Origin of the sequence: Rubrivirga sp. S365 (assembly GCF_032248475.1) — a bacterium.
Classification (GTDB): Bacteria; Bacteroidota; Rhodothermia; order Rhodothermales; family Rubricoccaceae; genus Rubrivirga; species Rubrivirga litoralis.
The window spans coordinates 1,534,566-1,559,792 of sequence record NZ_JAVTTN010000001.1; the positions used below are offsets into that span (position 1 = coordinate 1,534,566).

The 25,227-nt window shown below is 73.4% G+C and carries 25 protein-coding genes; 13 read left to right on the forward strand and 12 right to left on the reverse strand.

Annotated features, from left to right (window positions below; genetic code table 11):
• Window positions 1-23: 23 nt before the first annotated feature.
• Window positions 24-491 (forward strand): GrpB family protein, encoded by a 468-nt coding sequence (locus tag RQM47_RS06690; RefSeq protein WP_314008063.1) that lies wholly within the window; start codon window positions 24-26, stop codon window positions 489-491.
• Window positions 492-709: 218 nt separating this feature from the next.
• Window positions 710-1,207, forward strand: a complete 498-nt coding sequence (moaC, locus tag RQM47_RS06695; protein ID WP_311664056.1) for a cyclic pyranopterin monophosphate synthase MoaC — start codon at window positions 710-712, stop codon at window positions 1,205-1,207.
• 492 nt (window positions 1,208-1,699) lie between these two features.
• Here moaC and RQM47_RS06700 read toward each other — a convergent pair whose 3' ends face one another.
• Window positions 1,700-3,253 (reverse strand): trypsin-like peptidase domain-containing protein, encoded by a 1,554-nt coding sequence (locus tag RQM47_RS06700; protein WP_314008065.1) that lies wholly within the window; start codon window positions 3,251-3,253, stop codon window positions 1,700-1,702.
• 278 nt (window positions 3,254-3,531) lie between these two features.
• Window positions 3,532-5,160 (reverse strand): phytoene desaturase family protein, encoded by a 1,629-nt coding sequence (crtI, locus tag RQM47_RS06705; protein ID WP_314008067.1) that lies wholly within the window; start codon window positions 5,158-5,160, stop codon window positions 3,532-3,534.
• Between the two features lie 236 nt (window positions 5,161-5,396).
• Between crtI and RQM47_RS06710 the strand changes: the two genes are divergently transcribed.
• Together RQM47_RS06710 and RQM47_RS06715 are read left to right on the forward strand one after the other, a co-directional pair.
• Window positions 5,397-5,648 (forward strand): FitA-like ribbon-helix-helix domain-containing protein, encoded by a 252-nt coding sequence (locus RQM47_RS06710; RefSeq protein WP_314008070.1) that lies wholly within the window; start codon window positions 5,397-5,399, stop codon window positions 5,646-5,648.
• The gene (locus tag RQM47_RS06715) at window positions 5,645-6,055 is read left to right on the forward strand and encodes a type II toxin-antitoxin system VapC family toxin (protein ID WP_311664052.1); all 411 of its coding nucleotides are present in this window, start codon (window positions 5,645-5,647) and stop codon (window positions 6,053-6,055) included. The genes RQM47_RS06710 and RQM47_RS06715 overlap by 4 nt, the downstream gene beginning before the upstream one ends.
• Before the next feature lie 95 nt (window positions 6,056-6,150).
• On the opposite strand, the gene murA is transcribed toward RQM47_RS06715, so the two are convergent.
• The gene (gene murA / locus RQM47_RS06720; RefSeq protein ID WP_314008073.1) at window positions 6,151-7,479 is read right to left on the reverse strand and encodes a UDP-N-acetylglucosamine 1-carboxyvinyltransferase; all 1,329 of its coding nucleotides are present in this window, start codon (window positions 7,477-7,479) and stop codon (window positions 6,151-6,153) included.
• A gap of 297 nt (window positions 7,480-7,776) precedes the next feature.
• Here murA and RQM47_RS06725 point away from each other — a divergent pair, with 297 nt between their 5' ends.
• The 4 genes from RQM47_RS06725 (at window position 7,777) to RQM47_RS06740 (ending at window position 11,173) form a co-directional block, all read left to right on the forward strand.
• On the forward strand, window positions 7,777-8,472 hold the full coding sequence (locus RQM47_RS06725) for a hypothetical protein (RefSeq protein ID WP_311664048.1): 696 nt from the start codon (window positions 7,777-7,779) through the stop codon (window positions 8,470-8,472).
• Between the two features lie 113 nt (window positions 8,473-8,585).
• Window positions 8,586-8,774, forward strand: a complete 189-nt coding sequence (locus RQM47_RS06730; protein WP_314008075.1) for a general stress protein CsbD — start codon at window positions 8,586-8,588, stop codon at window positions 8,772-8,774.
• A 137-nt stretch (window positions 8,775-8,911) separates the two neighbouring features.
• A complete protein-coding gene (locus RQM47_RS06735; RefSeq protein WP_311664044.1) occupies window positions 8,912-10,636 on the forward strand; it encodes an acyl-CoA carboxylase subunit beta in 1,725 nt (574 codons plus the stop codon).
• A gap of 174 nt (window positions 10,637-10,810) precedes the next feature.
• Complete coding sequence (locus tag RQM47_RS06740) at window positions 10,811-11,173, forward strand: cupin domain-containing protein (RefSeq protein ID WP_311664042.1); 363 nt, start codon at window positions 10,811-10,813, stop codon at window positions 11,171-11,173.
• Between the two features lie 168 nt (window positions 11,174-11,341).
• Here the strand turns inward: RQM47_RS06740 and RQM47_RS06745 are convergent, their stop codons facing one another.
• The 5 genes from RQM47_RS06745 to RQM47_RS06765 form a co-directional block, all read right to left on the reverse strand.
• Window positions 11,342-12,760, reverse strand: coding sequence for a M64 family metallopeptidase (locus RQM47_RS06745; protein WP_311664040.1), 1,419 nt, complete (start codon window positions 12,758-12,760; stop codon window positions 11,342-11,344).
• Window positions 12,757-13,185, reverse strand: a complete 429-nt coding sequence (locus RQM47_RS06750) for a hypothetical protein (RefSeq protein WP_311664038.1) — start codon at window positions 13,183-13,185, stop codon at window positions 12,757-12,759. The genes RQM47_RS06745 and RQM47_RS06750 overlap by 4 nt, the downstream gene beginning before the upstream one ends.
• A gap of 184 nt (window positions 13,186-13,369) precedes the next feature.
• Window positions 13,370-14,401 (reverse strand): L,D-transpeptidase, encoded by a 1,032-nt coding sequence (locus tag RQM47_RS06755; protein WP_311664037.1) that lies wholly within the window; start codon window positions 14,399-14,401, stop codon window positions 13,370-13,372.
• Between the two features lie 408 nt (window positions 14,402-14,809).
• The gene (locus RQM47_RS06760; protein WP_311664035.1) at window positions 14,810-15,841 is read right to left on the reverse strand and encodes a potassium channel protein; all 1,032 of its coding nucleotides are present in this window, start codon (window positions 15,839-15,841) and stop codon (window positions 14,810-14,812) included.
• Window positions 15,841-16,344, reverse strand: coding sequence for a hypothetical protein (locus RQM47_RS06765; protein WP_311664033.1), 504 nt, complete (start codon window positions 16,342-16,344; stop codon window positions 15,841-15,843). The genes RQM47_RS06760 and RQM47_RS06765 overlap by 1 nt, the downstream gene beginning before the upstream one ends.
• A gap of 160 nt (window positions 16,345-16,504) precedes the next feature.
• Between RQM47_RS06765 and RQM47_RS06770 the strand changes: the two genes are divergently transcribed.
• Window positions 16,505-17,932 carry a M20/M25/M40 family metallo-hydrolase gene (locus RQM47_RS06770; RefSeq protein WP_311664031.1) on the forward strand — a complete coding sequence of 476 codons (1,428 nt, stop codon included), beginning with the start codon at window positions 16,505-16,507 and terminating at the stop codon, window positions 17,930-17,932.
• Between the two features lie 11 nt (window positions 17,933-17,943).
• Here the strand turns inward: RQM47_RS06770 and RQM47_RS06775 are convergent, their stop codons facing one another.
• Together RQM47_RS06775 and RQM47_RS06780 are read right to left on the reverse strand one after the other, a co-directional pair.
• Window positions 17,944-19,044 (reverse strand): carboxypeptidase-like regulatory domain-containing protein, encoded by a 1,101-nt coding sequence (locus tag RQM47_RS06775; RefSeq protein ID WP_311664029.1) that lies wholly within the window; start codon window positions 19,042-19,044, stop codon window positions 17,944-17,946.
• A gap of 67 nt (window positions 19,045-19,111) precedes the next feature.
• Complete coding sequence (locus RQM47_RS06780; protein ID WP_311664027.1) at window positions 19,112-19,333, reverse strand: hypothetical protein; 222 nt, start codon at window positions 19,331-19,333, stop codon at window positions 19,112-19,114.
• A 187-nt stretch (window positions 19,334-19,520) separates the two neighbouring features.
• Between RQM47_RS06780 and uvsE the strand changes: the two genes are divergently transcribed.
• The 4 genes from uvsE (at window position 19,521) to RQM47_RS06800 (ending at window position 24,538) form a co-directional block, all read left to right on the forward strand.
• Window positions 19,521-20,498: a UV DNA damage repair endonuclease UvsE gene (uvsE, locus tag RQM47_RS06785; protein WP_311664025.1), complete on the forward strand. Its 978-nt coding sequence runs from the start codon at window positions 19,521-19,523 to the stop codon at window positions 20,496-20,498.
• 124 nt (window positions 20,499-20,622) lie between these two features.
• Window positions 20,623-20,991 (forward strand): hypothetical protein, encoded by a 369-nt coding sequence (locus tag RQM47_RS06790; RefSeq protein WP_311664023.1) that lies wholly within the window; start codon window positions 20,623-20,625, stop codon window positions 20,989-20,991.
• Window positions 20,992-21,090: 99 nt separating this feature from the next.
• The gene (locus tag RQM47_RS06795) at window positions 21,091-23,412 is read left to right on the forward strand and encodes a TonB-dependent receptor (RefSeq protein WP_311664021.1); all 2,322 of its coding nucleotides are present in this window, start codon (window positions 21,091-21,093) and stop codon (window positions 23,410-23,412) included.
• Between the two features lie 112 nt (window positions 23,413-23,524).
• The gene (locus RQM47_RS06800; protein ID WP_311664019.1) at window positions 23,525-24,538 is read left to right on the forward strand and encodes a DUF4249 family protein; all 1,014 of its coding nucleotides are present in this window, start codon (window positions 23,525-23,527) and stop codon (window positions 24,536-24,538) included.
• A 252-nt stretch (window positions 24,539-24,790) separates the two neighbouring features.
• Here RQM47_RS06800 and RQM47_RS06805 read toward each other — a convergent pair whose 3' ends face one another.
• Together RQM47_RS06805 and RQM47_RS06810 are read right to left on the reverse strand one after the other, a co-directional pair.
• Entirely contained in the window at window positions 24,791-25,006 is a 216-nt protein-coding gene (locus RQM47_RS06805) for a type II toxin-antitoxin system HicA family toxin (protein ID WP_311664017.1), read from the reverse strand.
• The gene (locus RQM47_RS06810; RefSeq protein ID WP_311664015.1) at window positions 25,003-25,203 is read right to left on the reverse strand and encodes a hypothetical protein; all 201 of its coding nucleotides are present in this window, start codon (window positions 25,201-25,203) and stop codon (window positions 25,003-25,005) included. Before RQM47_RS06810 ends, RQM47_RS06805 begins: the two co-directional genes overlap by 4 nt.
• Between the last annotated feature and the right edge of the window lie 24 nt (window positions 25,204-25,227).

Here is a 25,227-nt window from a genome sequence, read left to right on the forward strand (position 1 = left end):
CTCTTTACCCGCCCCGCCCGAGCATGAGCCTCGTTATCGCTAACTACGACCCCGAGTGGCCGCTCCATTTCGAGCGCGAGGCGAGTGCTGTGCGGTCCGTCGAGGGTGTCCACGCGGTCGAGCACGTCGGGAGCACAGCGGTGCCGGGGTTGGCTGCCCGGCCCACGATCGACCTGCTCGTGGGCGTGGACGACCCGGCCGCCGCCCCGCCCGCGCCGTTCGAAGCCCTGGGCTACCACGAGGAGGCTGGAGCACCGCTGCGGACGTTCTGGAGGGGGACGCGGGCGTTCAAGATCTACGAACTCCTCGTCGTTGAAGCGGGCGGGGCGGTGTGGAGGCGCCGCCTAGACCTACGCGACCGGCTCCGCGCGGACCCCGCGCTCGCGGAGCACTACGCCCACCGCAAGCGCGAGTTGGCCCTTGCGCACGAAGGGAATCCGGCGGCCTACGCCGAGGCCAAGGCAGGCTTCGTAGACGCTCTCTTGTCGTAATGGGCATCGAGATGGGCTCCACGGCGTGGTACGTGCTCCTGCTCATGGCTGGGGTCGCCGTGGGCGTGGCCATCGCCATCGGGCAGAAGATCTTCCGTAAGTAGGCGAGGCCTGCCTGCTCGCGGTGGGCGGGGCGGACGTCGGCGGTGGACACGCCCGGCGGAGCCTCATCGTTCTCGTCGCCCCGCTATCTTGACTGCGTCCCCCCCACCGCTCCCATGACCGAGACTTCCGCCCTCAGCCACGTTGACGACCAGGGCCGCGCCCGCATGGTCGACGTCAGCAGCAAGACCGCGACCGCGCGGACGGCCGTCGCCGCCGGACGCGTGGTGGTCGGCGCCGAGGCGCTCCGGCTCGTCCGCGAAAACGGCATCCGCAAGGGCGACGTGCTCACGGTCGCGAACGTGGCCGGCGTGCTAGGCGCAAAGCAGACGAGCCGCCTGCTCCCGCTGTGCCACGACGTCGTGCTCCAGAACGTCGAGATCGAGTTCGACCTGGACGACGCGGCCGGCGCCGTCGATGTGCGCGCCATCGTCAAGACGGAGGGGCCGACGGGCGTCGAGATGGAGGCGCTGACGGCGGTGTCCGTCGCCGCGCTCACCGTCTACGACATGTGCAAGTCGGTGACGAAGGACATCGAGATCACGGGCGTCCACCTGCTCGCCAAGTCCGGCGGGCGGAGCGGCGACTACCGCCGGGCGCCGTCGCAGAATTAGGGCGGGGCACCCGCATCGGCGGGGCCGTATCAGATCGCTGACTTCCTGCCCGTGCTCTGACGCCTCCAGAGGAGTGCCTCTCGTGGATGACTGTCAGGTCGGCGCAGCCAAGGATGATGGAGAGTCCGGGCGGGGCGGCTCGGGTAGGGCACGATCCTCCAGAGCTGGCACAACACACTCACCCTCTGGAGGCTGTTTGGTCCGGCCCTTCTGTTGCGCGGGACAGCTCGGCACCCCGCCCCGCCCCCCGGAACCGCGCAGCGCCGGGCCAACCGGAACCAACTCCCTGGGCGCCTCGCGCGCAAGGCGCGGCCCTCGGTGTAGCGACAGCACTGTTTTCGCGGCGCCACCCCGCCCGGACGTCGTGCCCGCATTCCGTGCAGGACGAGCCGTTGCGCTGGCGCGGGCGGGGCGGGTCAAACCCAGGCGCTAGAAAAAGCGGGGCGAGCCCGAAGGCCCGCCCCGCTCAGGAGACGCACGAGGGCGGGGCGGCTAGCCCTCCTTCGTCAGCGCCGTGAGGTACTCGGCCGAGTTGCCCCGACCGTCCGCGACGCGGACGCGGACGAGGAACGAACCGCCTGGCTCCACGTCGGCGACGGCCTGGCGGAAGTCGGCGACGGACGCGACGGGCTCGCGGTTCGCCTCAACGATCAGCTGGCCCTGGCGGATTTCGGCTTCACGGTAGGCGTAGCTCGCCCGCTCCACGTCGGCGACCAGGACGCCGGCCGCGTCGCCGCCGAGCTGGCGGGCCTGCTGCGGCGTGAGGTCGCGGAGCGTGAGCCCGTAGGCTTCGAGCGAGGCCGGCTCGCGCGAGCCGCTCATGGGGCGCTGCTCGGACCGCCCGCGCCCGTTCTGCGAGACGGCGTCGTCGCCCGGCCGGCGGCCCAGCGTGATCTCGGCCTCGCGCCGCTTTCCGTCGCGGTAGTACGTGACCTCGACGGTGTCGCCGGGGCGCTTGTTCGAGATCAGCGAGACGATCTGGGCGCTGTCGCGGAGCTCGACGCCGTCGACGGCCGTGATGATGTCGTCGGGGCGGATGCCGGCGTCGGCGGCCGGCGTGCGGCCCGTGGCGTCGGGCGAGATGTCGCCGACGCGGGCCGCGCCCGGCCCGAGGTCGTACGCCTCGCGGAGCGCGGGCGTCGCGGCCTGGAACGAGATGCCGAGGTAGCCGCGCTCGACGGTCCCCGTATCGATCAGCTGCTCGACCGTCGAGCGAACGATGTCAGAGGGGATCGCGAACGAGATGCCGTTGAACGTGCCCGTCCGCGTGGCGATCGCCGAGTTGATCCCGACGATCTCGCCGCGGAGGTTGACGAGCGGGCCGCCCGAGTTGCCCGGGTTGACGGCCGCATCGGTCTGGATGTAGTTCGAGATCGTCTGCCGGCCGCGCGGGTCGGGCGCCCCGCCAAAGCGGCCGAGGCTGGACACGATCCCCGACGTGACCGTGTTCGAGAGCTCCTCGGAGAGCGGGCTCCCAAACGCCAGCACCCACTGCCCAACGCGGAGCTCGTCGGAGTCGCCGAAGGGGACGTAGGGGTAGTCGCTGCCCTCGACGCGGAGCACGGCGAGGTCCGAGAATGGGTCCGTTCCCACGACCTCGGCGTCGAGCACGCGGCCGTCGAAGAGGAGGACTTCGAGGAGGTCGGCGCCCTCGACCACGTGGTTGTTCGTCACGATGTAGCCGTCGGCGCTCACGAACGCGCCGCTCCCGATCCCGCTCTGCTCACCGCCCCGCGGGCCGCCGCGCCCGAACGGGCTGCCGCCGAACATATCGGGGAGCGAGAGGCCTTGCCCGTTGTCCGCCATGGTCCGCGTCGTGCGCACCTGGACGACGGCCGGGTTGACGTGCTCGGCCACGGTCGAGAACGCGACGCCGAGGTCCGAGGCCACGGCGATCGCCTCGCTCTCGGGGAGCACGGCCTGCGCGTCGGCGCCCTGGAACAGGCCGGACCACCCGGCGAGGTTGAAGACCGACGTCACGAAAAAGACGCCGGCGAGGAACGCCGCGCCCACGAGGAGGGCGACAGAGACTTTGCGCTTGGACACAGACATAAGGCGGGTTGGAGGAGCTCTTGGAGAGGCCGCCCGGGCGGGGTCCGGCAGCCTCTTCAACCAACGCCCGCAGGGGGCGTTTCGTGTTGCTCCACCAGCCCCACCGGCGGCCTCTCCTGAGCTGGGCCTCGGAACCCGCCCCGCCCTCAGAGCCCGCCCCGCCCGGGCGGGGTGGCGTAGGGCCCAGGGAGCTTCGTCGTTTCGGGGCCGGTGTCGCTGTGGCGCCACCCCGCCCCTGAGAGCGGGGCGGACACGGGGGCGGGGCGGTGGCCTTACGCCACCTCAGCGGGCACGCCGTTCGCGATCTCGGCCGGCACGTCGAAGTCGCGGGCCACCTCGCGCGCCGTCATCTTGGCCGACATCATCACCGACGGCGTCCCGCCGCCCGGCTGCGTCCCCTGCCCGACGAGGTAGAGGTTCTCGACGTCCTCGCTCCGGTTGTGCGGCCGGAAAAAAGCCGACTGGATGAGGACCGGCTCAACGCCGAAGCCGTTGCCCGCGTACGAGTTCAGCGTGCCCTCGAAGTAGTCGGGCGTGACGTAGCTCTGGTACACGATGCGCTCCTTGAGGTCGGGGATGTAGCCGCGCTCGTCGAGGAACCCCAGCACCTTGTCCGCGAACCCGTCGCCGAGGGCGTCCCAGTCCAGCCCGCTCTGGTTGTTGGGGACCGGGATCAGGGTGTAGGCCGCGTGGTGGCCCTCGGGCGCCAGGCTCGGGTCGGTCAGCGTGGGGACGTGGAGGTACTGGCTGAAGTCGTCGGCGAGCACCTTGCGGTCGAAGATGTCGGTCAGGAGCTCCTCGTAGCGCGGGCCGAGGATGATGTTGTGGTGCTGGAGGTCGGGGTCGCCCTCGCGCTTTTCGTAGCCGAAGTAGATCACGAAGAGCGACATCGACTGCTTCCGCAGCTTGACGAGCGCGTCGCGGTTGATCCGGCGGTGCTCCTTGTCGACGAGGTGGAGGTAGGTGTGGGCGTAGTCGCCGTTGGAGACGACGAGGTCGGCCTCGATGTGCTCGCCGCCCGCGAGCGTCACGCCCGTCGTGCGGCGCCGGCGGCCGTCCCTCACCACGTCGATCCGCTCGACCTCGCTGTCTAGACGGAGCGTCCCGCCCAACTCCTCCAGCTTCTGGACGAACGCCTGGACGAGCGCGCCCGTCCCGCCCATCGCGAAGTGGATCCCCCACGTCCGCTCGACGAAGTGGATCATGGCGTAGATGGCCGGCACCTTCTGCGGGTTGCCGCCGACGAGGAGCGGCTCGAAGCTGAAGACCTGCCGCATCTTGTCGCTCGTGAAGTACTTCTTGACGAACGAGAACAGCGGCCGCACCGCGTCCAGCCGGAACAGGTCGGCCGTGACGCCGAGCATGGAGCGGACGTTGCCGAAGTAGGTGTAGCCCAGCTCCAGGAACCCGCGGTCGAAGATGGCCTTGGCCGCGCGGTGGAACCGCTCGTAGCCGTCGAGGTCCTCGGGCGCGATCTTCTCGATCTCGGCCCGCAGCTTGTCCGGGTCGGCGTCGTAGTCGAAATGGGTGCCGTCGTCGAAGTAGATCCGGTAGAACGGCGTCACGGGCACGAGCTCGACGTAGCGGCTCGTGGCCGGCCCGCCGCTCGTGCCCTCGGTCACGCGCGCGCCGTCGCCCAGCGTGTGCTCGGGGAAGTCGGGCTCGCCCAGCCGCGCGTGGTCGCGTTCGAGCGCGAACAGCTCCTCGATAAAGTGGGGGACCGTGAGGACGGTCGGCCCCATGTCGAACGTGAAGCCCTGGGCGCGGCGGACGTACGCCCGCCCGCCCGGGGCGTCCAGCTTCTCGACGACCGTCGTGTCGAACCCGAGGCTCTGGAGCCGGATCGCGCACGCGAGGCCGCCGATGCCGGAGCCGATGACTACTGCCTTCTTGCGGTCCATGCGTCTGCGTCGGGGCGGGGTGGTGGCCTTCGGCCTACGCGCCAGCCCGCCCGCGGTCCCCGCCCCGCCCCGGGCTCCGCCCGCGTCAGGAGAGCCCCGACGGCGGCGCGGCGGGCGGGGTGGCCGCCCCCGTGCCGCTCTGTACTGGCGCCGCCCCGCCCGAAGCGTTCGGGCGGGGCGGGAGCGCGTACCGGGGCCGTACGTTCCACGCCCGCGACCGTCCTGCCCCCGCACTCATGGCGACCCTCACGCTCCAGAACGTCCCCGACGACCTCCACCGCCGGCTAAAGGAGCGGGCGGAGCGAAACCGCCGGAGCATCGACCGCGAAGCGGTCCGGCTGCTGGAGGAGGCGGTGAGGGCTCCTCAGCCCGAGAAGGACGAGGCGTGGGAGCAGGCGACGGCTCTCCGGGAACGGTTGGCCGCCCGAGGGTTCAAGCCCCTGACCGCGGAGGAGGTCCAGGAGGCCATCGAGCAGGGGCGGCCTTGATCGTCGCCGACACCAACCTCGTCGTCTACGCCACGACTGGGGGAGACCGAGCACAAGACGCCGAGCGGGTCCGCGAACGCGACCCTTTTTGGGCCGCGCCGCCGCTCTGGGCGAGCGAATTCCGCAACGCGCTCGTCATGCACGTCCGGGCCGGTCGCCTCACGCGCGCGGAGGCTCACGAGGCGTGGGGCGCCGGCCGCGCGCTCGTAGTGGACACTCCTGTAGACCCCGCCGCCGTGCTCGACGCCGCGTTCGCGCGCGGGCTCACCGGCTACGACGCCGAGTTCGTGGCCCTCGCCGAAGCGCTCGCCGCCCCGCTTGTCACCGACGACGGCCGCGTGCTGGCCGCGTGCCCCGGCGTCGCCGTCTCGATCGACGACTACGGCGACGGTCCGGCGGGCGCGTAGGGCGGGGCGGGCCGCCCCGCCCCCGTGCCGCTCTATACCAGCGCCGCCCCGCCCGAAGCGCTCGGGCGGGGCGGAAAAACCGGCGGGCGGGGCGGCTAGGCCGGGACGCCCTCGGCGTTGGCCTCGTCGTACTGCTCGCGGGCGATGTCGACGCCGGCGCCCTGGAGCTTGTGCTCGATCCGCTCGTAGCCGCGGTCGAGGTGGTACACCCGGAGCACGTTCGTCGTCCCCTCGGCGACCATGCCGGCGAGGACCAGCGACACGCTCGCGCGGAGGTCCGTGCTCATGACCGTGGCCCCGCTCAGCGGGCGCCCGTTCCGGCCGGCGACCTCGACCGTGTCGCCCTTGACCTGGAGGTCGGCGCCCAGGCGGCGGAGCTCGGGGACGTGCTTGAAGCGGTCGGTGTAGACCGTGTCGCGGACCGTCGACGGGCCGTCGGCCTGCGCCATCAAGACCGTCCACTGGGCCTGGAGGTCGGTCGCGAAGCCCGGGTAGGGGGCCGTCTCGATCGACACCGGGCGGACCGTCTCGACGCCCGTCACGCGGACCACGTCGCCGTCGAACTCGAACGGGACGCCGGTCTCGCGGAACCGCTCGGTAAAGTCGGGGCCGAGGTGCTCGGGCTGGGCGCCCGTGATCGTGAGCGTCTCGCCGGGCGGGGTGGCGAGGGCCGCGGCAATCATGTAGGTGCCCAGCTCGATCCGGTCGGGGCAGTTCGTGAACTCGACCGGGTTCATCCGCTCCACGCCCTGGACCATGATCGTGTCGGTGCCCAACCCGTCGATCTGGGCGCCCATCGCCTGGAGCATCTGGCCGAACACGACCACGTCCGGCTCGGCCGCCGTGTTCTCGAGGACCGTCTCGCCCTCGGCCGTCACCGCGGCCAGCAGCACGTTGATGGTCGCCCCGACGCTCACGGGCTCGAACCGCATGCGCCCGCCCTTGAGCCGCCCGCCCGGGGCCTCGGCGATCACGTACCCGCCCTCCTCGCGGATCTCGGCGCCCAGCGCCTTCATCCCCTCGATGTGGAGGTCGACCGGCCGCGGCCCCCACGCGCACCCGCCGGGGAGCGACACGCGCGCCTTCCCGCCCCGCCCGAGGAGCGCGCCGAGCATGTAGAACGAGGCCCGCATCTTCTTGACGAGGTCGTACGGCGCCTCGAAGTGGTGGATGCCCGAGGCGTCGATCGTGATCGACTCGGGCGTGTTCGGGTCGTCGTCCGGGTTCCAGTCGACCGTGCAGCCGGTCACGCGGATCACGTTCGCGAACGTGGCGACGTCCTGGAGCACGGGGATGTTGTGGATCGTCGTCGCGCCGTCAGCGAGGACGGCGGCGGCCATGAGCGGCAGGGCGGTGTTCTTGGAGCCTCCGACGTGGAGGGTGCCGGTGAGCGGGCGGCCTCCGTGTACGACGAGCTTGTCCATAGATCGGGCGGGGTGGGGCACAGGTGGGGGAAGATCGCAACGCGCGCCGGGCAGCCGAGGGTTCGGGCGGGGCGTGGGGAAGAGGGGGCCGCCCCGCCTGCTGTGCCTGCTTCCGCCGCCCCGCCCCGCCCAGGCTGAGCGAACGGGGCGAGCAGGCGGGGCGCGGGGTGGGCACGGCCCGCCCCCGGCAAGAAACGCGCCTCACCCTCCTTCTCCTCCACCCGGGGCACGGCGGAATGCCCTGGCGCTTGGCGCGATATTTGGAAGAATCTATGAACGAACGAACACCCCCCGGACATGCCCGACCTCTCGCTCGACCTGTTCGCCGCGGCCGCCGACGCCGAGGCCGCCCGCTACCGCGTGCTCGCCGCCCTCCAGCGGGCGCGGCGTGCGTTCGCCCGGAACTGCGTGGCCCCCGACCTCGCCCGCCTCGTCGGGCTCCACCGCGACCTCCGCACGCTCCTCGACGGCGCCGGCCGCGTCGAGGGCTCGGGCTCCGGCCCCGCCGTCGGCGTGGACTGGGAGGCCGGGCGCGTGGTCCATGCCGCCCCGCCCGCCCCGCTCGCGCTCAGCCTCGCGCGGTGGGCGCAGCCGCGCGTGGCCGGGGCCGTACGCGAGGGGCAGGCGCTCTACGAGTTCGCCGCCGAGCACGCGGCGCTGGCCGCCGTCGGCGTGGTGCCGGCGTACCGCGACGAGGGCTACCTCGTGGTCGCCGGGGGCGGGGCGGTCCGCCCGCTGCGCTACCGCGTCTCGTCGTTGGCCGGCGCCGACGGCCGCTACCGTGCGCTGCGAACGTCGGCCGTGGCCGTCGACCTCGACCCGGCCGCCCCGCCCGCGGCGTGGAAGGCCGCGCTCGCCCAGGCCGACCCCGACCTCCCCGCCCCGGCCACGTTCGCGCTCCGCGCTGACCTCGACCTCCCGGTCGACGAGACGCTCCTGCCGGTCGCCAAGCGGAAGCTGCTCGGGGCCGTCCAGTCCTGGGGCGTGGCGTAGCGGGCGGGGCGGGCACGAGACCGCCCCGCCCGCCCGTTTGTCAGGGGCGAGTCCGCCCCGTAGCTTTGGGGCACGCATTCACCGTCCGGGCGGGACACAGACACACGACCACGATGGGCAAGCAGCGGATGATCGACAACTGGGAGCGCATGAAGGGGCAGATCATGTCCACCTGGGACGACCTCGACGAGGACGAGATGAAGAAGGCCCGGGGCAACCTGAGCCAGATGGTCAACCTCATCCACGTGCAGACGGGCGAGGACCGGCAGCTCATCATGCGCAAGATGTCGGCGTTCCTGTAGGGACCGCCCGACGGGCCGACCAGCGGCGCGCCTTCTCGGAGGGCGCGCCGCTTTCTGTTCGCGGGCGGGGCGGGCTCCGCCGGAGCGGGACGCGAGGGCGAGCAGGTAGATTCCGGCCCCACCGCCACCCCGCCCGGATGCCCGAGACCGCCCCGCCCGATGCCGCCGCCCCGCCCCGCGCCTTCCCGCTGGGGACGGCCGTCCCCGACGACGGCCGCGAGCGCGAGGCCTATGACGCCCGCGTCGCGGCCCACCAGCGGCTCCTGGCCGGGCTCGAGGAGCAGGCCGCCGAGGTCCGCCGCGGCGGCGGCGAGCGGGCCGTCGCCCGCGAGCACAAGCGCGGCAAGCTGACCGCCCGCGAGCGGGTCGCCGCGCTCCTCGACGACGCCGACGACTTCCGCGAGATCGGCCTGTTCGCCGGGCGCGGGATGTACGAGGACGAGGGCGGGTGCCCGGCCGGCGGCACCGTCATGGGGCTCGGCCGCGTGTCGGGCCGCCTCTGCATGATCGTCGCCAACGACGCCACCGTGAAGGCCGGCGCGTGGTTTCCGATCACGGCCAAGAAGAACCTCCGCGCCCAGGAGATCGCCCTCGAAAACCGGATCCCGATCCTCTACCTCGTCGACTCGGCCGGCGTGTTCCTGCCGATGCAGGACGAGATTTTCCCGGACCGCGACCACTTCGGGCGCATCTTCCGCAACAACGCCCGGCTGAGCGCGCTCGGCGTGCCCCAGATCGCGGCCATCATGGGCTCGTGCGTCGCGGGCGGGGCGTACCTCCCCATCATGTCCGACGAGAGCCTGATCGTCGACGGCACGGGCAGCGTGTTCCTCGCCGGCCCGTTCCTCGTTCAGGCCGCCATCGGCGAGGTGACCGATTCGGAAACGCTGGGCGGGGCGACCACGCAGACTGACATCTCGGGCGTCTGCGAGTACAAGATGCCCGACGACGAGACCGCGCTCGCGACCATCCGCGACCTCGTCGGCGGGCTGGGGCCGATGCCGCGCGCTGGCTTCACGCGCCAGGACCCCGCCCCGCCCGCGTACCCCGTCGACGAGGTGCTCGGCGTGTTCCCCGAGAGCCGCCAGCAGCCGTACGACACACGCGAGGTGCTCGCCCGGATCGTCGACGCCGACAGTTGGACCGAGGTCAAGGCCGGCTACGGGCAGACGCTCGTCTGCGGCTACGCCCGGGTCGACGGGTGGAGCGTGGGCATCGTGGCGAGCCAGCGGCAGGTCGTCCGTGCGACGTCGCCGAAGGGGAAGCCGAACGAGATGCAGATCGGCGGCGTCATCTACGGCGACGCGGCCGACAAGGCGGCCCGGTTCGTGATGCAGTGCAACCAGAAGCGGATCCCGCTCGTGTTTTTCCAGGACGCGACCGGCTTCATGGTCGGCACGCGCGCCGAGCAGGGCGGGATCATCAAGGACGGGGCCAAGCTGGTCAACGCCGTCGCCAACTCGGTCGTCCCCACGTTCACGGTCGTCGTGGGCAACTCGTACGGGGCCGCCAACTACGCCCTCAACGGGCGCGCCTACGACCCCCGCCTCATGCTCGCCTGGCCGACGGCGCAGATCGCGGTCATGGGCGGGGCGCAGGCCGCCAAAGTCCTCCTGTCCATCGAGGAGCGGAAGCTCTCGAAGCAGGGCCTCGAGCTGTCCGACGACGACCGCGCCGCGCGCCTCGCCGAGATCGAGCGCCGCTACGCCGAGCAGACGTCGCCCGTCTACGCCGCGGCCCGCCTCTGGGTCGACGCGCTCATCGACCCGCGCGAGACGCGCGGCTGGCTCGCGACCGGCCTCGAGATGGCCGACCACAACCCGGACATCGAGCCGTTCCGCGTCGGCGTGCTCCAGACGTAGCGGGAGGGACGCGGGACGGAGGGATGAGAGGGATGGGCAGAGGCCTTTCTCTCGCCGCCCCGCCCAGACTCCGGCCTCAATGCGGCACAGGACGGGGCGGGGCGGTCGGGCCACGCGCCGCCCCGCCCCGTCTGCTCATCCCTCGGTCCCTCCTCATCCCTCGACCCCGCCCCCATGCCCGTCGTCAACCTGAAAGAGAAGTTCAGCCGCTTCTCCGAGACCTGGACGCCCCACGTCGTCGCCGAGCTGAACGGGCAGCAGGTCAAGGTGGCGAAGCTGGAGGGCGAGTTCCTCTGGCACGACCACGAGCACGAGGACGAGCTGTTCTGGGTCGTCGCGGGCCGCCTGCGGATCGAGCTCCGCGACCGCGACGCGGTGGAGCTGGGGCCGGGCGAGCTGTTCGTCGTCCCCCGCGGGACCGAGCACCGGCCGGTCGCGCTCCCGACCGCCCAGGTCGTCCTGTTCGAGCCGGCCTCGACCGCCCACACCGGCGCCGTCGTCTCGGAGCGGACCGTCCAGAACCTCAAGCGAATCTGACCGCCCTGCGCGTGTGCGGGCGGGGCGGCCAGTCGTTCGCCACCCCGCCCCCCGCATTCGTTTCGCACGCGTAGGGACACCGTGCACGGTGTCCGCCTTTCGGACGACGCCGACGCACCGGAGGGGGCGGGGCGGTTTGCAGCCGCCCAGGCCCCTCGCCTATTCCCCCTACCGCGCGACCGTCACGACCTGCGTGGCCGTCGCGCCCGGCGCCTCCAGGCGGACGACGTAGACGCCGGCGGCGAGCGCGCCCGCGGACCACGTCGCCTCGTGGAGCCCGGCCGGCCGCTCGCCGTCGACGAGCACGGCCACCTCGCGGCCGAGCGCGTCGTAGACCGACAGCCGGACCGCCCCGCCCTCGGCCAGTCGGAACGGGAGCCGCGCGGCGTGGCGGACCGGGTTGGGCGCCGCCAGCCCCAGCCGCGTGGCCGTGTCCGCCCCGCCCGCCCCGCTCTCGGCGGCCGTCGCGGCGGGCCGCGTGACGGTCCACGCGCGCACGTCGGAGAGGAGCGGGACGAGCGTGGAGTCGCGGACCTCGTCGGTCGCGTCAGTCACGCGGACCTCGACATGCGACGCGCCCGGCGGGAGGTCGCCAGCGTCGAGCGCGAGCGCGGCGCTGGTCCCGACGGTCACGCCGTCGACCGTCCACTCGTAGCGGGCCTGGCCGGCGGGGACGAGCGCGTCGACGCGGAACGCGAGCCGCCCCGCCCCGGCCGTCACGTCGGACTCGGCAGGCCAGGCGGCGGCGATGGGCGAGACCCGGTCGTAGATGGCGCCGATGTGGTGCTCGTTGCAGACGGCGCAGAACCCGTGCCCGAGCGCGCGCATCCGGCAGTGGCGCTCGGGCCGGTACGCCCCGTGGTCGGCGTAGGCGGCGCCCTCGAAGGCGCCGACGACGTGGCCGTGCGCGGCGTCGTCGGGCGTCGGGAGCGGCGTCGCGTCGTCGAGCCACGCGCTCCACGGGACGTGGGCGGGGTGGGCGTCGGTCGCCGTGTTCCGACTCGCGAAGCCGGCCGCCGCCCCGCCCCCGTACTCGTCGGCGAGCCCGGCGAGCGTGTGCCCCATCTCGTGGACAGCGATCTCGGCCGCCGCCGCGTGCGCCGAGACCACGGCCACACGGCCGCCCGACCCGCCGTACTCGGCGTCGTTGACGAGCACGAGCGCCACGTCGTACTCGGGCAGCGCGTCGCGGAGGAGCGCGTTCAGGCGGCGCTCGCCGTCGCCGCCCAGGCACAGGCTCCGGTGGACGCCGCCGCACCCGAACGTCGCGCTCAGGTACGTGTCGCGCGCCTCACTCCGGGCGGGGCGGTCAGCGCCCGCCTCGGCCGAGACCGTGGGGACGGCGTAGGCGTTGAAGAACGCGGCGTAGCGGTCGTAGGGCGCCGTCGCAAACAGGGCGTCGATGAGCCGCCCCGCCGCCGCTTGGAAGGCGTCGAGGTCGGCCTCGCGGTAGCCCTCGGCGACCACGGCGACGTTGATCCGCTCGGCGCGCGGCCCGTTCTCGACGAGCGTGATCGGGGCCGGCTGGGCGCTCGCCGCCGTCGCCAGGAGCGCCGCCGCGAGCAGGGCGGGGAGGAGCGCTTTCACAGCGACACCTCGACGCGCGTGACGACCCGACGACCGGCCGCCGACGCGCGGGCAAACGACACCGTCTGCCGCGCGGCGACGGCCGGGATCCGCACCGTGACGACCGCCTCCTCGACGCGCTCCAGGCGCGACTCCAACCCGCCCGCCGCGTTCACGAACTCGCGCCGCCGGACGAGCGGGTCCGGCACCGCCCCGCTCCACACGGCCCGGTCGCCGGCCTCCACTTCGACGGACAGGTGGCCGGGGCGCGGGGCGGCCGCGCTCCGCCGCGCCTTGAGCCGGCCCGGAACGGCCTCGGCCGAGACCACCTCCGCCCCGCCCTCGGTAAACCGGAGCTCGACGAACGCGATCCGCTCGGCGGGCGGGGCGGCACCGGCCAGGGCGAGGACGGCGAATCCGAGCAGGAGGGCGGGGAGGAGGCGCACGGGGCGAGGTGGTCGGTGTGCCCCGTCCCGTTGAGGAGACCGTGCCACGACCGCCCCGCCCGCCGTCCAGGCGCCGCCCGTGTCGGCCGGCCGCTCCGCTGCGCCGACGTAAAACGGGGGCGGAGCGGCCGCGAGACGATTCCGCCTCGGCCACCCCGCCCCCGTAGGAGACGGCGGTCCGGTTCTAAACCCGCCCGCCCAGGCGGTCAAACGCCTTCTGCTGCGGGGACCCCGCCGGGACCGCGTACGGGTCGGGCGGGAGGTCGACCATGCGGATCACGGGGTACGCGTCGCGGTGGAGGAACGGGCGGGGCGGCTCCGAGATGTCGTCGCCGATGATGAGCACCATCGTCCCCTGGTCTACGATGTCGGCGCCGACCGACGAGATCGGGTCCCGCTGGTTTTCGACCTCCCACGTGTCGGTCCACCCGTAGAGCCACTTCGCGTCGGGCTCGAGCATGCGGATGCAGCCGTGCGACGCCGGCCCCGAGGTCGGCAGCGCGTACTGGTGCATGTGGATGCCGCGGGCTTCGTGGAGGTTCATGACCCAGTACATCTCCCACAGCTCGGCGTCCGGCGCCGACGACCCGAAACCCGGGCTCAGCGTCGAGACCCGGTAGTCCTGCTTCCAGTTCACGTTGAACCGGCCCGACGGCGTCCGCGCGCTCTCGACGCCCGTGTTGATGATGCCCCACCGGGCCAGCTCGCCGCGGTGGTACGCGCCCCACGCCTGGATCTGCTTGTCGAGGATGACCACCTTGTCGAGGTCGGCCGCGCCGGCGTAGTAGCGGGGGAACGGCGAGTAGGCCCGGAAGTCGAGGCCGAACTCGCTGGGCACGACGAGCGTGTCGCCGGGGCTCAGGTTTTCGAGGTCGTTCCGGTTGAGGAGCCACAGGAGCGGCTTGATCACGTCGCGGTCGCCGCCGAACTTGTTGTAGAGCGCGAGCCGGGCCTCGAGCCGGTTCTGGTCCTCCGGCACCACGTAGTACCCGTAGTGCACGCGGGGGACGTCGCGGATGGACTCGCTCGTCCGCCGGTTCATCGTGTCGATGAGCCAGGACTGGCTAAAGTAGGTGACGGGCTCGTCCTCCTGGAAGTCCTGCGAGATGGCTCCGTCGGCGGCCCGGTCGGCCGCGCTCTGGGCGGCGGCGGGCGTGACGAGGAGGGCGGCTCCGAGGAGGGCCGGCAGGGCCAGGGCGTAGCGGGAGAGGCGCATGCGTCGGCGGGGAGGGCGAGGGGACGGTACGGCGAGGATACCCCGGGGCGGGGTGGTCGGGTCCTGCGCGGGCCGGGGTTCACAGAGCGTGCCAACGAGCGGGGTGGGGTCTTTGGTTTGGGCGCGACTCGGGGGCGGGGCGGTCCTGGACGTGCCCCGCCCCGCTCGTAACCGCCCCGCCCGTGGCGCATCGCCGGGTGAATGCGGACACCACGCGTCGTGTCCCTACGAATCCGCCCAGCCCAGCGTCCCCGCCCCGCCCACGGGCGACCGCCGGTCGCCTCTACGGCACCACCCCGCCTGTGGAACGGGCGGGGTGGTTGCGCTCCGCCCGGGCGCCGCGGCCCGACGGCGTTGCATGCAACGCCGCTACGGCGTCCGCCCCGCCCTCGCGTTCTGCCCGCTGCCCTACGCCATCGACGTTCGGCCCTCCTGCGAGCGGATGTGCTCGACCTGCTCCGGCGAGGCCAGCACGACGAGCGTGTCGCCGACCGCGAGCGGGAGCCGGGCGTCCGGGTTGAACCGCCACTCCTCGCCGCCGGCCCGGTGGACGGCCACGACGATGGCGTCGAAGCGGCGCCGGAAGTCGACGTCGACCAGCGAGCGGCCGTCGAGGAGGCCGCCCTCGCGGACGACGACCTCTTCGAGGTCCACGCTCAGCGCGTCGACGCCGAGCACCTGCTCCATGAACTGGTCCACGCGCGGGCGGAGGATGGTCTGCGCGATCCGGTCGGCCCCAATCTCGAGCGGCGAGATGACCTTGTCGGCCCCGGCCCGGACCAGCTTGTTGATCGACGTCTGCTCGTTGGTCCGCGCGACGATGAACAGGTCGGGGCCGGCGATCTCGCGGGCCGTCAGCGCGCCGAACACGTTGGCCGCGTCCTCGGGGAGCACGAGGACGAGCCCGGCCGCGCGGGCCAGGCCGGCCGCGCGGAGCGCCTCCTCCTCGACGGCGTCGCCCTGGACGTAGTCGAAGCCCTCCTCGCGGAGCTCCTCAGCCCGCTCGTCCAGCCGCTCGACCACGACGACCTTCCGGCCGCCGGACACCAAGTCGCGGACGATCCGCTGGCCCAGCCGCCCGTAGCCGGCGACGACGTAGTGGTCGTGGAGGCGGTCGATCCGGCGCTGCATGGCCCGCTGGCGGAAGGTGGAGCTGGTGACGAGGATCGTGACGACGCGGGACGCGATCGTCGCGAACGTACCGATGCCCACGAACGCGAGCCCGACCGTGAACAGCTTGCCCCCGTAGTCGAGCGGCTGGACCTCGGCGAACCCGATCGTGGTCAGCGTGATGAACGTCATGTAGAACGCGTCCATCGGCGTCCAGCCTTCGATCGCCATGTAGCCCACGGTCCCGATCGCGAGCAGGGCGGCGACGGCGAGCGTGCCGTAGACGACCTCGCGGACGGTCCCGATGCGCCGCCGCCGCCGCCGGGCCACTACGCCGCGAGCCGGAAGGCCCGGCCGTGCCACGCCTCGGCCGCCGGCCGCTCGACGCCGTGCGCGCGGAGCGCCCCGACCGTCTCGGCCGTCGCGTCGAGGACGGCCGTGTCCGCGCCCGCCCCGCCCTCGCGGACGAGCCGGCGGAACGCCGGGCGCGGGACCTGCGCCCAGGCGCCGTCGCCGTCGCGGTAGAGGACGGCGAGGGGCGGGGCGAGTCCGACGCCGCCCCGCCCGAGCGCCTCGGCGACTGCCCGCTCCATCGAGTCGATCCCGCACCCCGAGACGCCGGCGTTGACGTCCGCCTCCGAGATCACGGCGCCGACGGCGAGCACGCGGCCTGCGAGGACGGCGGCCTCGGCCTGCACCGGGCGCCCGTGGCTGGCCCACGTGGGGAGCCACGCGTCAAGGTCGGCGCGGAGCGCGTCGGCTTCGGCGTCGTCGAGGGTGCGGTCGAGGGGGAAGAGCCACGCGCGGGCGGCGTCGGGGAGCGTGTCGAGCATGGGGCGGGGTGGAGGGAGAGCTTGTAGCCGGCTTCAGCCTCGTCGTTCGGGGGCGGGGCGGGGGAGCCTACGCACGATGGGCGGGGCGGGATCGCAGCCCGCGTGCCGAAGCCGACGCGCCGCCCGCGTAGCTTCGGCGGACCGCCACCCCACCCCGCCCATGCGCACCGTCCTTGCCGTTCTCTTCCTCGCCGCCCCACTCGCCGCGGGAGCCCAGAGCGATCCCTCGGCGCCCTACGCCGAGGCCGCCGACCGGATCGTCGAGGCCGCCCTCGCCGACAGTACGGCGTGGGAGCGCACGGCGTACGTGGGCGACACCTTCGGCCACCGCCTGAGCGGGTCGGCCGCGCTGGAGGCCACGATCGACTGGGCGATCGAGACGATGCGCGCCGACGGCCTCGAAAACGTCCGCGGGCAGCCGGTCGACGTGCCCGTCTGGGTCCGCGGCGACGAGTCGGCCGCGCTCGTCCTGCCCACGGGCGACCGCGACCTGCCCATGCTCGGGCTGGGCGGGAGCGTCGCCACCCCGCCCGGCGGCGTCGAGGCCGAGGTGCTCGTCGTCGACTCGTTCGAGGACCTGGAGGCGCGGGCGGACGAGGCCGCGGGCCGCATCGTCCTGTTCGACGTCCCGTTCACGACCTACGGCGAGACCGTCGGGTACCGCACGGGCGGGGCGGTGGCGGCGGCCCGCGCGGGAGCCGTCGCCAGCCTGGTCCGGTCCGTCGGCCCGGTCTCGCTCTCGACGCCGCACACGGGCACGATGCGCTACGAGGACGGCGTCCCGCGCATCCCGCACGCCGCGCTCACGATCGAGGGGGCCGAGACGCTCCGCCGCATCCAGGAGCGGTTCCAGCAAGGGCGGACCGCAGGCCGGCGGGGCGGCCGCCCGGTCGTCCGCCTGACCATGAACGCCGAAACGCGGCCGGACGCCCGCTCGCGCAACGTGATCGGCGAGCTCGTCGGGCGCGAGGCGCCGGACGAGACGGTAGTCCTGGGCTGCCACATCGACTCGTGGGACGTCGGCCAGGGCGCCGTCGACGACATGGGCGGGTGCGCCGTGACGTGGGAGGCCGTTGCGGTGCTCGCGCGGCTGGGGCTCCGGCCGCGCCGGACGGTCCGCGTCGTCCTGTGGACGAACGAGGAGAACGGGCTCCGCGGCGCGACGGCCTACCGCGACTCACTGGGCGACGACCTCTCAGGCATCCAGCTCGCGCTCGAGAGCGACAGCGGCGTGTACGAGCCGGTCGGCTTCGGCTACACCGGCGCGCCGGGCGGGCTGGAGACGCTGCGCGCCCGCGTCGAGCCGCTCGTGCTCGCCCTCCTCGCCGACGGCACCGACGCCGGCCCGGCCGGGATCGTCGAGGGCGGGGGCGGGGCGGACATCGGCCCGATGATGCGCGACGGCGTGCCGGGCCTCAGCCTCCGCACCGACAACGGCCGCTACTTCTGGGTCCACCACACGGCGGCCGACACCGTCGACAAGCTGGACCCCGGCCACCTCGCGCGCGCCACCGCGGCGACGGCGATCCTGGCCTACGTGGCCGCCGAGATGCCCGAGCGCCTGCCGCACGGGGCGTCCGCCGACTGACCGCCCCGCCCTCAGTAGCCGGCGGGCGGGGCGGGGCGGTAGTCAAGCGGGACGAGGTCGGCCACGCGCTCCCAGTCCCAGTACCCGTAGCGGACGACATCGGCCGCGTCGAGGAGGGCACCGTTCGGCCCCAGGCGGAGCGCCCCGCCCGGCGCCGTGAGCCACGAAACTTGGTAGGCGTCGGCATCGACGCGCGGGTCGAACTCGCGCGTGTAGAGGACGCGGAGGGCGCCGCCGATTTCTGCCTCCCACCCCGCCCGGGCCTGGCGCGCCTCGGGTCCCGGTGCCCGCGCCGAGCGGATGGACAGGCGGCCGGGCTGGACCGAGAGCCGGGCTCGCGTCGCCTGGCCCGGCCGGTCCATGCGCTCGCTCAGGAACCCCTCGTCCGACGCCATGCCAGCGATGAGGGCGTCCAGGAAGTGGGGGAGCGAGCCGCGGTAGGCCCGCTCGCGCGCCTGCGTGACGGCCGGGCCGCAGAGCCGCTCGGCGCACAGGTCGCGGAACGCGAGCGTCCCGTCCCACGCCCGCCCGTTTTCCTCGATGGCGAGGGCGAAGTCGTAGAACGTGACCCTATAGCCCAGCGCCCGGTTTTCGACGACGAGCGGAGCGCGGGCGACCGCGTGGAGCGGCCCGTCGTCGCCGTCGGCGTCGAGGTCGAGGACCTCGGGGTTCGTGATCTCGGTGAGCGGGGCGTTGGCCGTCTCGCCGAGGAACTCCGGCCGGAACCGCGCGAGCGCCCGCTCCCACGCGGCGTCCCGCGACCGGACCACCTCGACCTCGCGGAGCGCGAGCGGCACGGGTGGGAGCCGAAACGCGAGGCCGACGACGTCACCGGGCCGGATCAGGCGCGTCGTGCTCGCGGTCCCGTAGCCCAGCATGGTGGCCGTGACCTGGACCGAGCCTGGGGCGTCGGCTCGGAAGACGAACCGGCCGCCGGCGTCGGTCGCGTCGCCCTGCAACGTGCCGGAGACGAACACGTGGGCGCCCGGAAGCGGGGCGCCAGTCTCGGCGTCCGTCACAGTCCCGTTGACCCAGGCGGTCTGGGCGCGGGGCGGGGTGGCAAGGGCTACGAGCCCGATCAGGACGAGGAGGCGTGGGGAGCGTCGGCGCATCGGTCGGGCGGTCTGTGCGGGCGCGCTCGCGTCGGCGCCCCGCCCCAACCTAACCGGCCCCCACGCCTTAGGTCGTCCGCACGGGCGGCCGGGCGGTGCGGCGCCGGGCCACCGGCCCGCGCGCCGGGGCGGGGCGGCCGCGCCGCGGCGACCGCGGCGTCTCGGGGCGCGGGGCGGGCGGCGGCGGCGGCCCCTCGCCCGAGCCGCCGTTCCGGCGGCGGCGCGCGACGAGGTGCCACGCGACCCACAGGGCGATCTCGGCGACGAGGACGAGGAGGAGGCTGATCACGGGTAGCGGCGGGCGGGGCGGGGGAGAGGCAACGGCAGGTCAGGCGGGAGGTTTTGCTGTCCGTGAGGGTTCAGGTAAATCCCGGCGGCCGCCCCGGTGGCTCCGCCAGCGGCACCGCCCCGCCCGCGCCGCGTAGGCTCCACACCCCGGGCGCCGTCCGCTCGTCTTCCGCCACCCCGCCCCGCCCATGCGCCTCCGCCACCTCGGCTACGCCTGCATCAACCAAACGCTCGGGACCAAGAGCCGGACGGTCCGGCTGGCCAACCTCCGCACCGAGGCCGTCATCCCGGTCGTCGTCCAGAACCTCGACGACGTGCTGGCGGCGCTCCGGTGGAACGTGGACCACGGCATCCGATTCTTCCGCGTCTCGTCCGACCTCATCCCGTTCGGGCCGCTCCCAGAGTTCCCGTTCGACTGGGCCGAGGCGTTCGACTGGCAGTTCCGCGACATCCGCCGGCTCGTCAAGGCCGAAAAGCTCCGCGTGACGAGCCACCCCGGCCAGTACACGGTCCTCAACAGCCCGCGCGAGAAGGTCGTCCGCGACTCGGTCGGCGAGCTCGACTTCCAGGCGCAGGTCCTCAAGCGGATGGACCCGAAGGGGACCATGACGCTCCACGTCGGCGGCGCCTACGGCGACAAGGAGTCGGCGATGGACCGCTTCGCGCAGAACCTGGACCGCCTGACGGACGACGCCCGCGAGCGCCTCGCGATCGAGAACGACGACACGACCTACACGCTGGCCGAGACCGTCGGGCTCGCCGAGCGGACCGGGCTGCCGGTCATCGTGGACCTGTTCCACCACCTGCTCAACCCCGGAACGGGGACGGCGTCAGCCAACCCGTCAGGCGAGACGTGGAACGACGGACTGCCGGACCTCATGGAGCGCGCCATGGCCACGTGGGGCCGGCGCGTCCCCAAGCTCCACCTCTCGTCGCACAAGCCGGGCACGCGGACCGGCCACGCCGACTTTCTCGACATGGACGACGTCGACCGCCTCCTCGGTCTTATGGACGGCGTGGGCGGGGCGGACGACCCGTACGACCTGATGCTGGAGGCGAAGACGAAGGAAAGGGCCGTGCTGGAGGTTGCGCGCTACATCGAGACGGGCGAGCGGCCGGACCGGGCGATCCCGATGGAGACGGTCGAGGAGGCCGAGGCGGCGTAGCGCCCCGCCCACGCCGACGACGAGGGCGAGGCGGTCCCGGACGCTGCCGCCCCGCCCACGACGCGGGCGGGGTGGTGCATTCTGCGCCCGCTGCCATCGTACGATTCGGATCGTAGACTAGGCCATGCCCCGCCCCGCCCTCGCCCTCCTGCTCGGTCTCGCCGCGTGCGCCGGCGCGGCGCGCCTGGACCGCGCCGACCTCGTCGGGACGACGTGGCGCGAGACGTGCGCGGACCCCGAGATCGTCGACGCCTACGTCCGCCTCGACGCCGACGGGGGCGTGGCGTGGAGCTACGAGCGGCCCGACTCGGTCCGCGCCGAGCGCGTCCACACGTGGGCCGTCGAGGACGGCGCGCTCGTGCTCCGGTGGAACGAGGGCGGGGCGGCGACGCGCTACGTCCGGGCGGGGCGGGAGGCCGGGCCGGGGCGGCTCGTCGGCCGCGAGTCGACGCTGTGCCCCGACGGCGCCGTGCTGGAGCGGGTCGGGCCGTAACCTCTGGCATCGCCGCGTCTGCGGACCTTACCGCCCCGCCCGCGACACACCGACGGCGGGGCGGCGGCGTTCCCGTGCGCCCCGACCCCACCCCGCCCGATGCCGCAGGTCCCGCTGGGAGTCCGCCGCCCCGCCCTCGCCGTCCTCCTCGCCGCCGGGCTCGGGCTCGCCCTGGCGGCGAGCGCCGCGGCGCAGACCGGCTCGGTCAGCGGGTTCGTGCGCGACGCCGAGACGGGCGAGACGCTGCTCCAGGCGACGGTCCGCGTGGTCGAGGCCGGGCGCGGGGCGGCCACGAACGCCGAGGGCTTCTACTCGCTCGGCGGGCTGGCCCCGGGCGAGGTCACGGTCGTCGCCAGCTACATCGGCTACGTCTCGGAGCGGCGAGCGCTCACGCTGGAGCCGGGCGGGGCGGGGCGGCTCGACTTCGACCTGGCGCCCGAGGGCGTGACGTCGGGCGAGGTCGTCGTCGAGGCCGACGAGACGCTCGAAAACGAGCGGCCGCCGGGCGTCCAGACCGTGTCCATCGACCTCGTCGAGGCACTGCCGACCGTGTTCGAGGCGGACCTGTTCCGCTCGATCCAGCTGCTCCCGGGCGTGAAGGCGGCCAACGACTTCTCCTCGGCCCTCTACATCCGCGGCGGCTCGCCGGACCAGACGCTCGTGCTCCTCGACGGCACGACGGTCTACAACCCGACGCACTTTTTCGGCTTCTTCTCGACGTTCAACACCGACGCCATCAAAGACGTCCGCCTCTACAAAGGGGCGTACCCGTCGCAGTACGGCGGGCGGCTGGGGAGCGTGGTCGACATCTACAACCGCGACGGCAACCGGAACGAACGCAAGGGGACGCTCACGCTGGGGCTCCTCGCGAGCCGGGCCGGCATCGAGGGGCCGATCGCGGGCGGCCGCGCGTCGTACTCGCTCAACGTTCGCCGCTCGACGCTCGAGCCGCTCCTGGGCCTCCTCCGCAGCCAGCTGGACGAGGACGGCATCCCGGAGAGTTTCTCCTTCTACGACGTGAACGGGAAGGTGGGCGTCGACCTCAGCCCGAACGACCGGCTCTCGGTCGCCGCCTACGCCGGGCGCGACCAGGTCGTGGTGCCGTTCGGCGACGACGCCCGGTTCGACCTGGACTACGGCAACCGGACGGGCTCGGTCACCTACAACCGCGTGCTCTCGGGCACGGCCTTCGCGAGCGCGCAGGTCTCGGCCACGCGCTACTTCAGCTACCCCGTGGGGACCGTCGCCGAGACCACGTTCCGCCAGCCCAACACGATCACCGAGTACGCGGCGCAGGTCGACGGCGAGTGGCTCCCGTCGGAGCGCGTCGAGCTCCGCGTGGGCGCGCGGGCGGGGCGGTTCGGGCTCGACTTCGAGAGCGAGTTCAACGAGAACGTGGGCACCAGCTTCTCGAACCCGGCCACCTTCGGCTCGGCCTACGTCCAGGGCCGCACGCGCTTCGGCGACGGGTGGACCGTCACCGGCGGCCTCCGCACCGACGCCTTCCGCAACCGGGCCGACGACCGGCTGGACGACGCCGAGCCGGTCGCGGCCACGTTCGTCCGCTTCGCCCCGCACCTCCAGGTCGAGCGGTCGTTCGACGACAACGTGGTGATCCAGGCGGCGGCGGGGCGGTACCACCAGTTCCTGTCGCTGGTCTCGAACGAGGCGTTCTCGGGCTTCGACACCTGGCTCACGACCGGCCCCGGCGTGGGGCCGCAGGCGAGCGAGCAGGCCGTGCTCGGCCTCAAGACGCGGCTCGGCCCGGCGTGGCGGCTCGACGTCGAAGTCTACGGCCGGACGCTCCGCGAGCTGTTCGACACGCGGCCCGAGCTCCAGGACGTGTCGGGGCTGGACTACGCCGACCTGTTCCGGTCGGGGAAGGGCTACGCCTACGGCGCCGAGGTCCTCCTTGAGCGCGGGCTGGGGCGGCTGACGGGCCTCGTAGGCTACACGGTCGGCGTCACGCGGCGGCGCTACCCGGCGGAGCCGGCGTTCAGCGACTTTTTCCCGCCCAAGTACGACCGGCTCCACGACGTCACGCTGGTCGCCAACTACGACCTCGGGCGGAGCTGGCGGGCCACGCTCGCCGGGGCCTACGCGACGGGCCAGGCCTACACCGTGCCGGCCCGGCGCTACATCGTCTCGGGGCTCCCGTTCGAGGACCGCGACGTGAACGCGCTGGACTCGCCGGCCCTCAACAACACGCGGCTGCCGCCCTACCACCGCGTCGACGTCGGGTTCACCAAGCGCGGCACGGTCGCGTTCGCGGACTACGAGCTCCAGCTCCAGCTGGTCAACGTGTACAACCGGCGGAACCTGTGGTTCGAGACGTACGACTTCGACGAGAACCCGGTCGAGGTCGGCCAGGTGCGCCAACTCCCGATCCTCCCCAACGTCTCGCTGTCGCTGGACTTTTGAGCGACGGGTGATGAGCGATGAGCACGGACGCCCCGAGTCCGCCGCCTTCCCACCCCGCCCCGCCCGTTTTGGTCTTTGCTCGTCACCCGGTACTCGTAGCCCGTCATCCGCCATGCCCATCCCGCCCCGCCCCGCCCTGCTCGCGCTCTCCGCGTCGGTCCTGGTCGGGCTCGCGCTCCTCGTCGGGGGCTGCGACTCGGCCGAGGGCGAGCGGCCCGACCTCGTCGTCTCGGCGTTCTTGGGAGCCGAGGAGGCGCTCCCGCCGGTCCGCCTGTCGCGGACGGTCCCGCTGCTGGAGCCGTACGACCCGGCGGCGGCGGCGGTCGCGGGCGCGCGCGTGACGGTCACGCTCCTGGACGCGGGCGGGGCGGACGAGGCGGTCTACGCCTACGCGCCCGGCCCGGCCGGCGTGTACCTGCCCGAGAGCGACGCGGCCGTCCTGGAGCGGCGGACGTACCGGCTCGACGTGGTCGGCCCGGACGGCGAGCGGCTGACGGCGCAGACGACGGTGCCCCCGGACTTCGACGTCGTGCGCGGGCCGGACCCAGTCGTGCCGTACGGGCTCGGGCAGGGGCCGGCCGTCCAGATCACGGCGTCGTCGACGCCCGAGCGGCAGGCCGCCTTTGTGGGCTCGACGCAGGCGCTCGCGCCGGACGAGTTCGAGCGGGTGACGGTCGACGGCGAGACGCGGTACCGGAGCCGGAACCTCCCCGGCCGCTTCCGGCCGGTCCCCATCGTCCGCCGGTTCCTGGACTGCGTCGAGGAGCCGGCCGGGACGCTGCTGTGCGAGGACGACCCCGGCGACGAGAACGTCCGCGTCGGCACGTCGCCGGTCATCAACGAGGCCGGCTACACGCGGCTGGGCGACGGCTCGCTCCTAGTCCAGATTCCCTTCCTCGCGTTCGGCTACCTCGGCCCGCAGTCGCTCACGCTGGTCTCGCTGGACGCCGCCTTCCAGGACTTCGTGCAGACGCGGTCGGTCCAGAGCGGGGGCTCGACGCTGTCGCCGGGCGAGATCCCCAACGTGACGACGAACGTGGAGGGCGGGCTGGGCGTGTTCGGCTCGTTCGCGCGCGAGACGGTGGAGACGACGCTCGTGGAGCCGGAGGGCCTGCCGGGCCTCTGACCGCCCCGCCCGGGCGGGGCGGGGTGGTAGAGCTTCAGGCGGCGTGGACGTCTTGGACGCTCGGGTCGAGCCGCGACTGCGCCGTGCCGGAGCTGAGCGCCTGCCAGAGCGCCACCCCGCCCGCCCCGCAGGCGCCCGCCCCGCCCGCGGCGTCGGCAGCGGATTCGACCAGCGGCGTGTCCTGCGCTCTGAACCAACACGAGCGGTCGTCGCCCTTCGCAGGCGAGCCGTCTTCTGTGCACGCACCTCGATTCAGAGGTCGTTCGGCTTCAGCCCGGTCCGCTTCGCCACGCGCGACAGCATCTTTGGACCGACCTCCACGCCGTCGTGGAAGGCGAACACGAAGTCAGGCCACCCCTCGCGCTCCAGCACCTTGTGTGAGCCTCCGGTCTCCCGCTTGACGCTCCACCCGAGCTTGAGCAGCGCGCGTAGCAGCTTCCTCGCTTTGACCGATCCAAACTGGCTCACGCCGCGACTGCGAACAGCGGTGCAATGTCAGGCACGTCCTCGCCGTGGTCGAGACGGTCAGCGAGGACTCGAAGTGCGAGCGCCTTCGCGTGGGCTGCCGCTTCTTCGCGGGAGTCGCCATATGCCATCGCACCAGGCAGCTCCATGATTTCGGCCAGCCAGCGGCCGTCGTCCTCGCGGTCGATCTCGATCGTCATAGCATCCTCAGTCGGGGCGTTCAA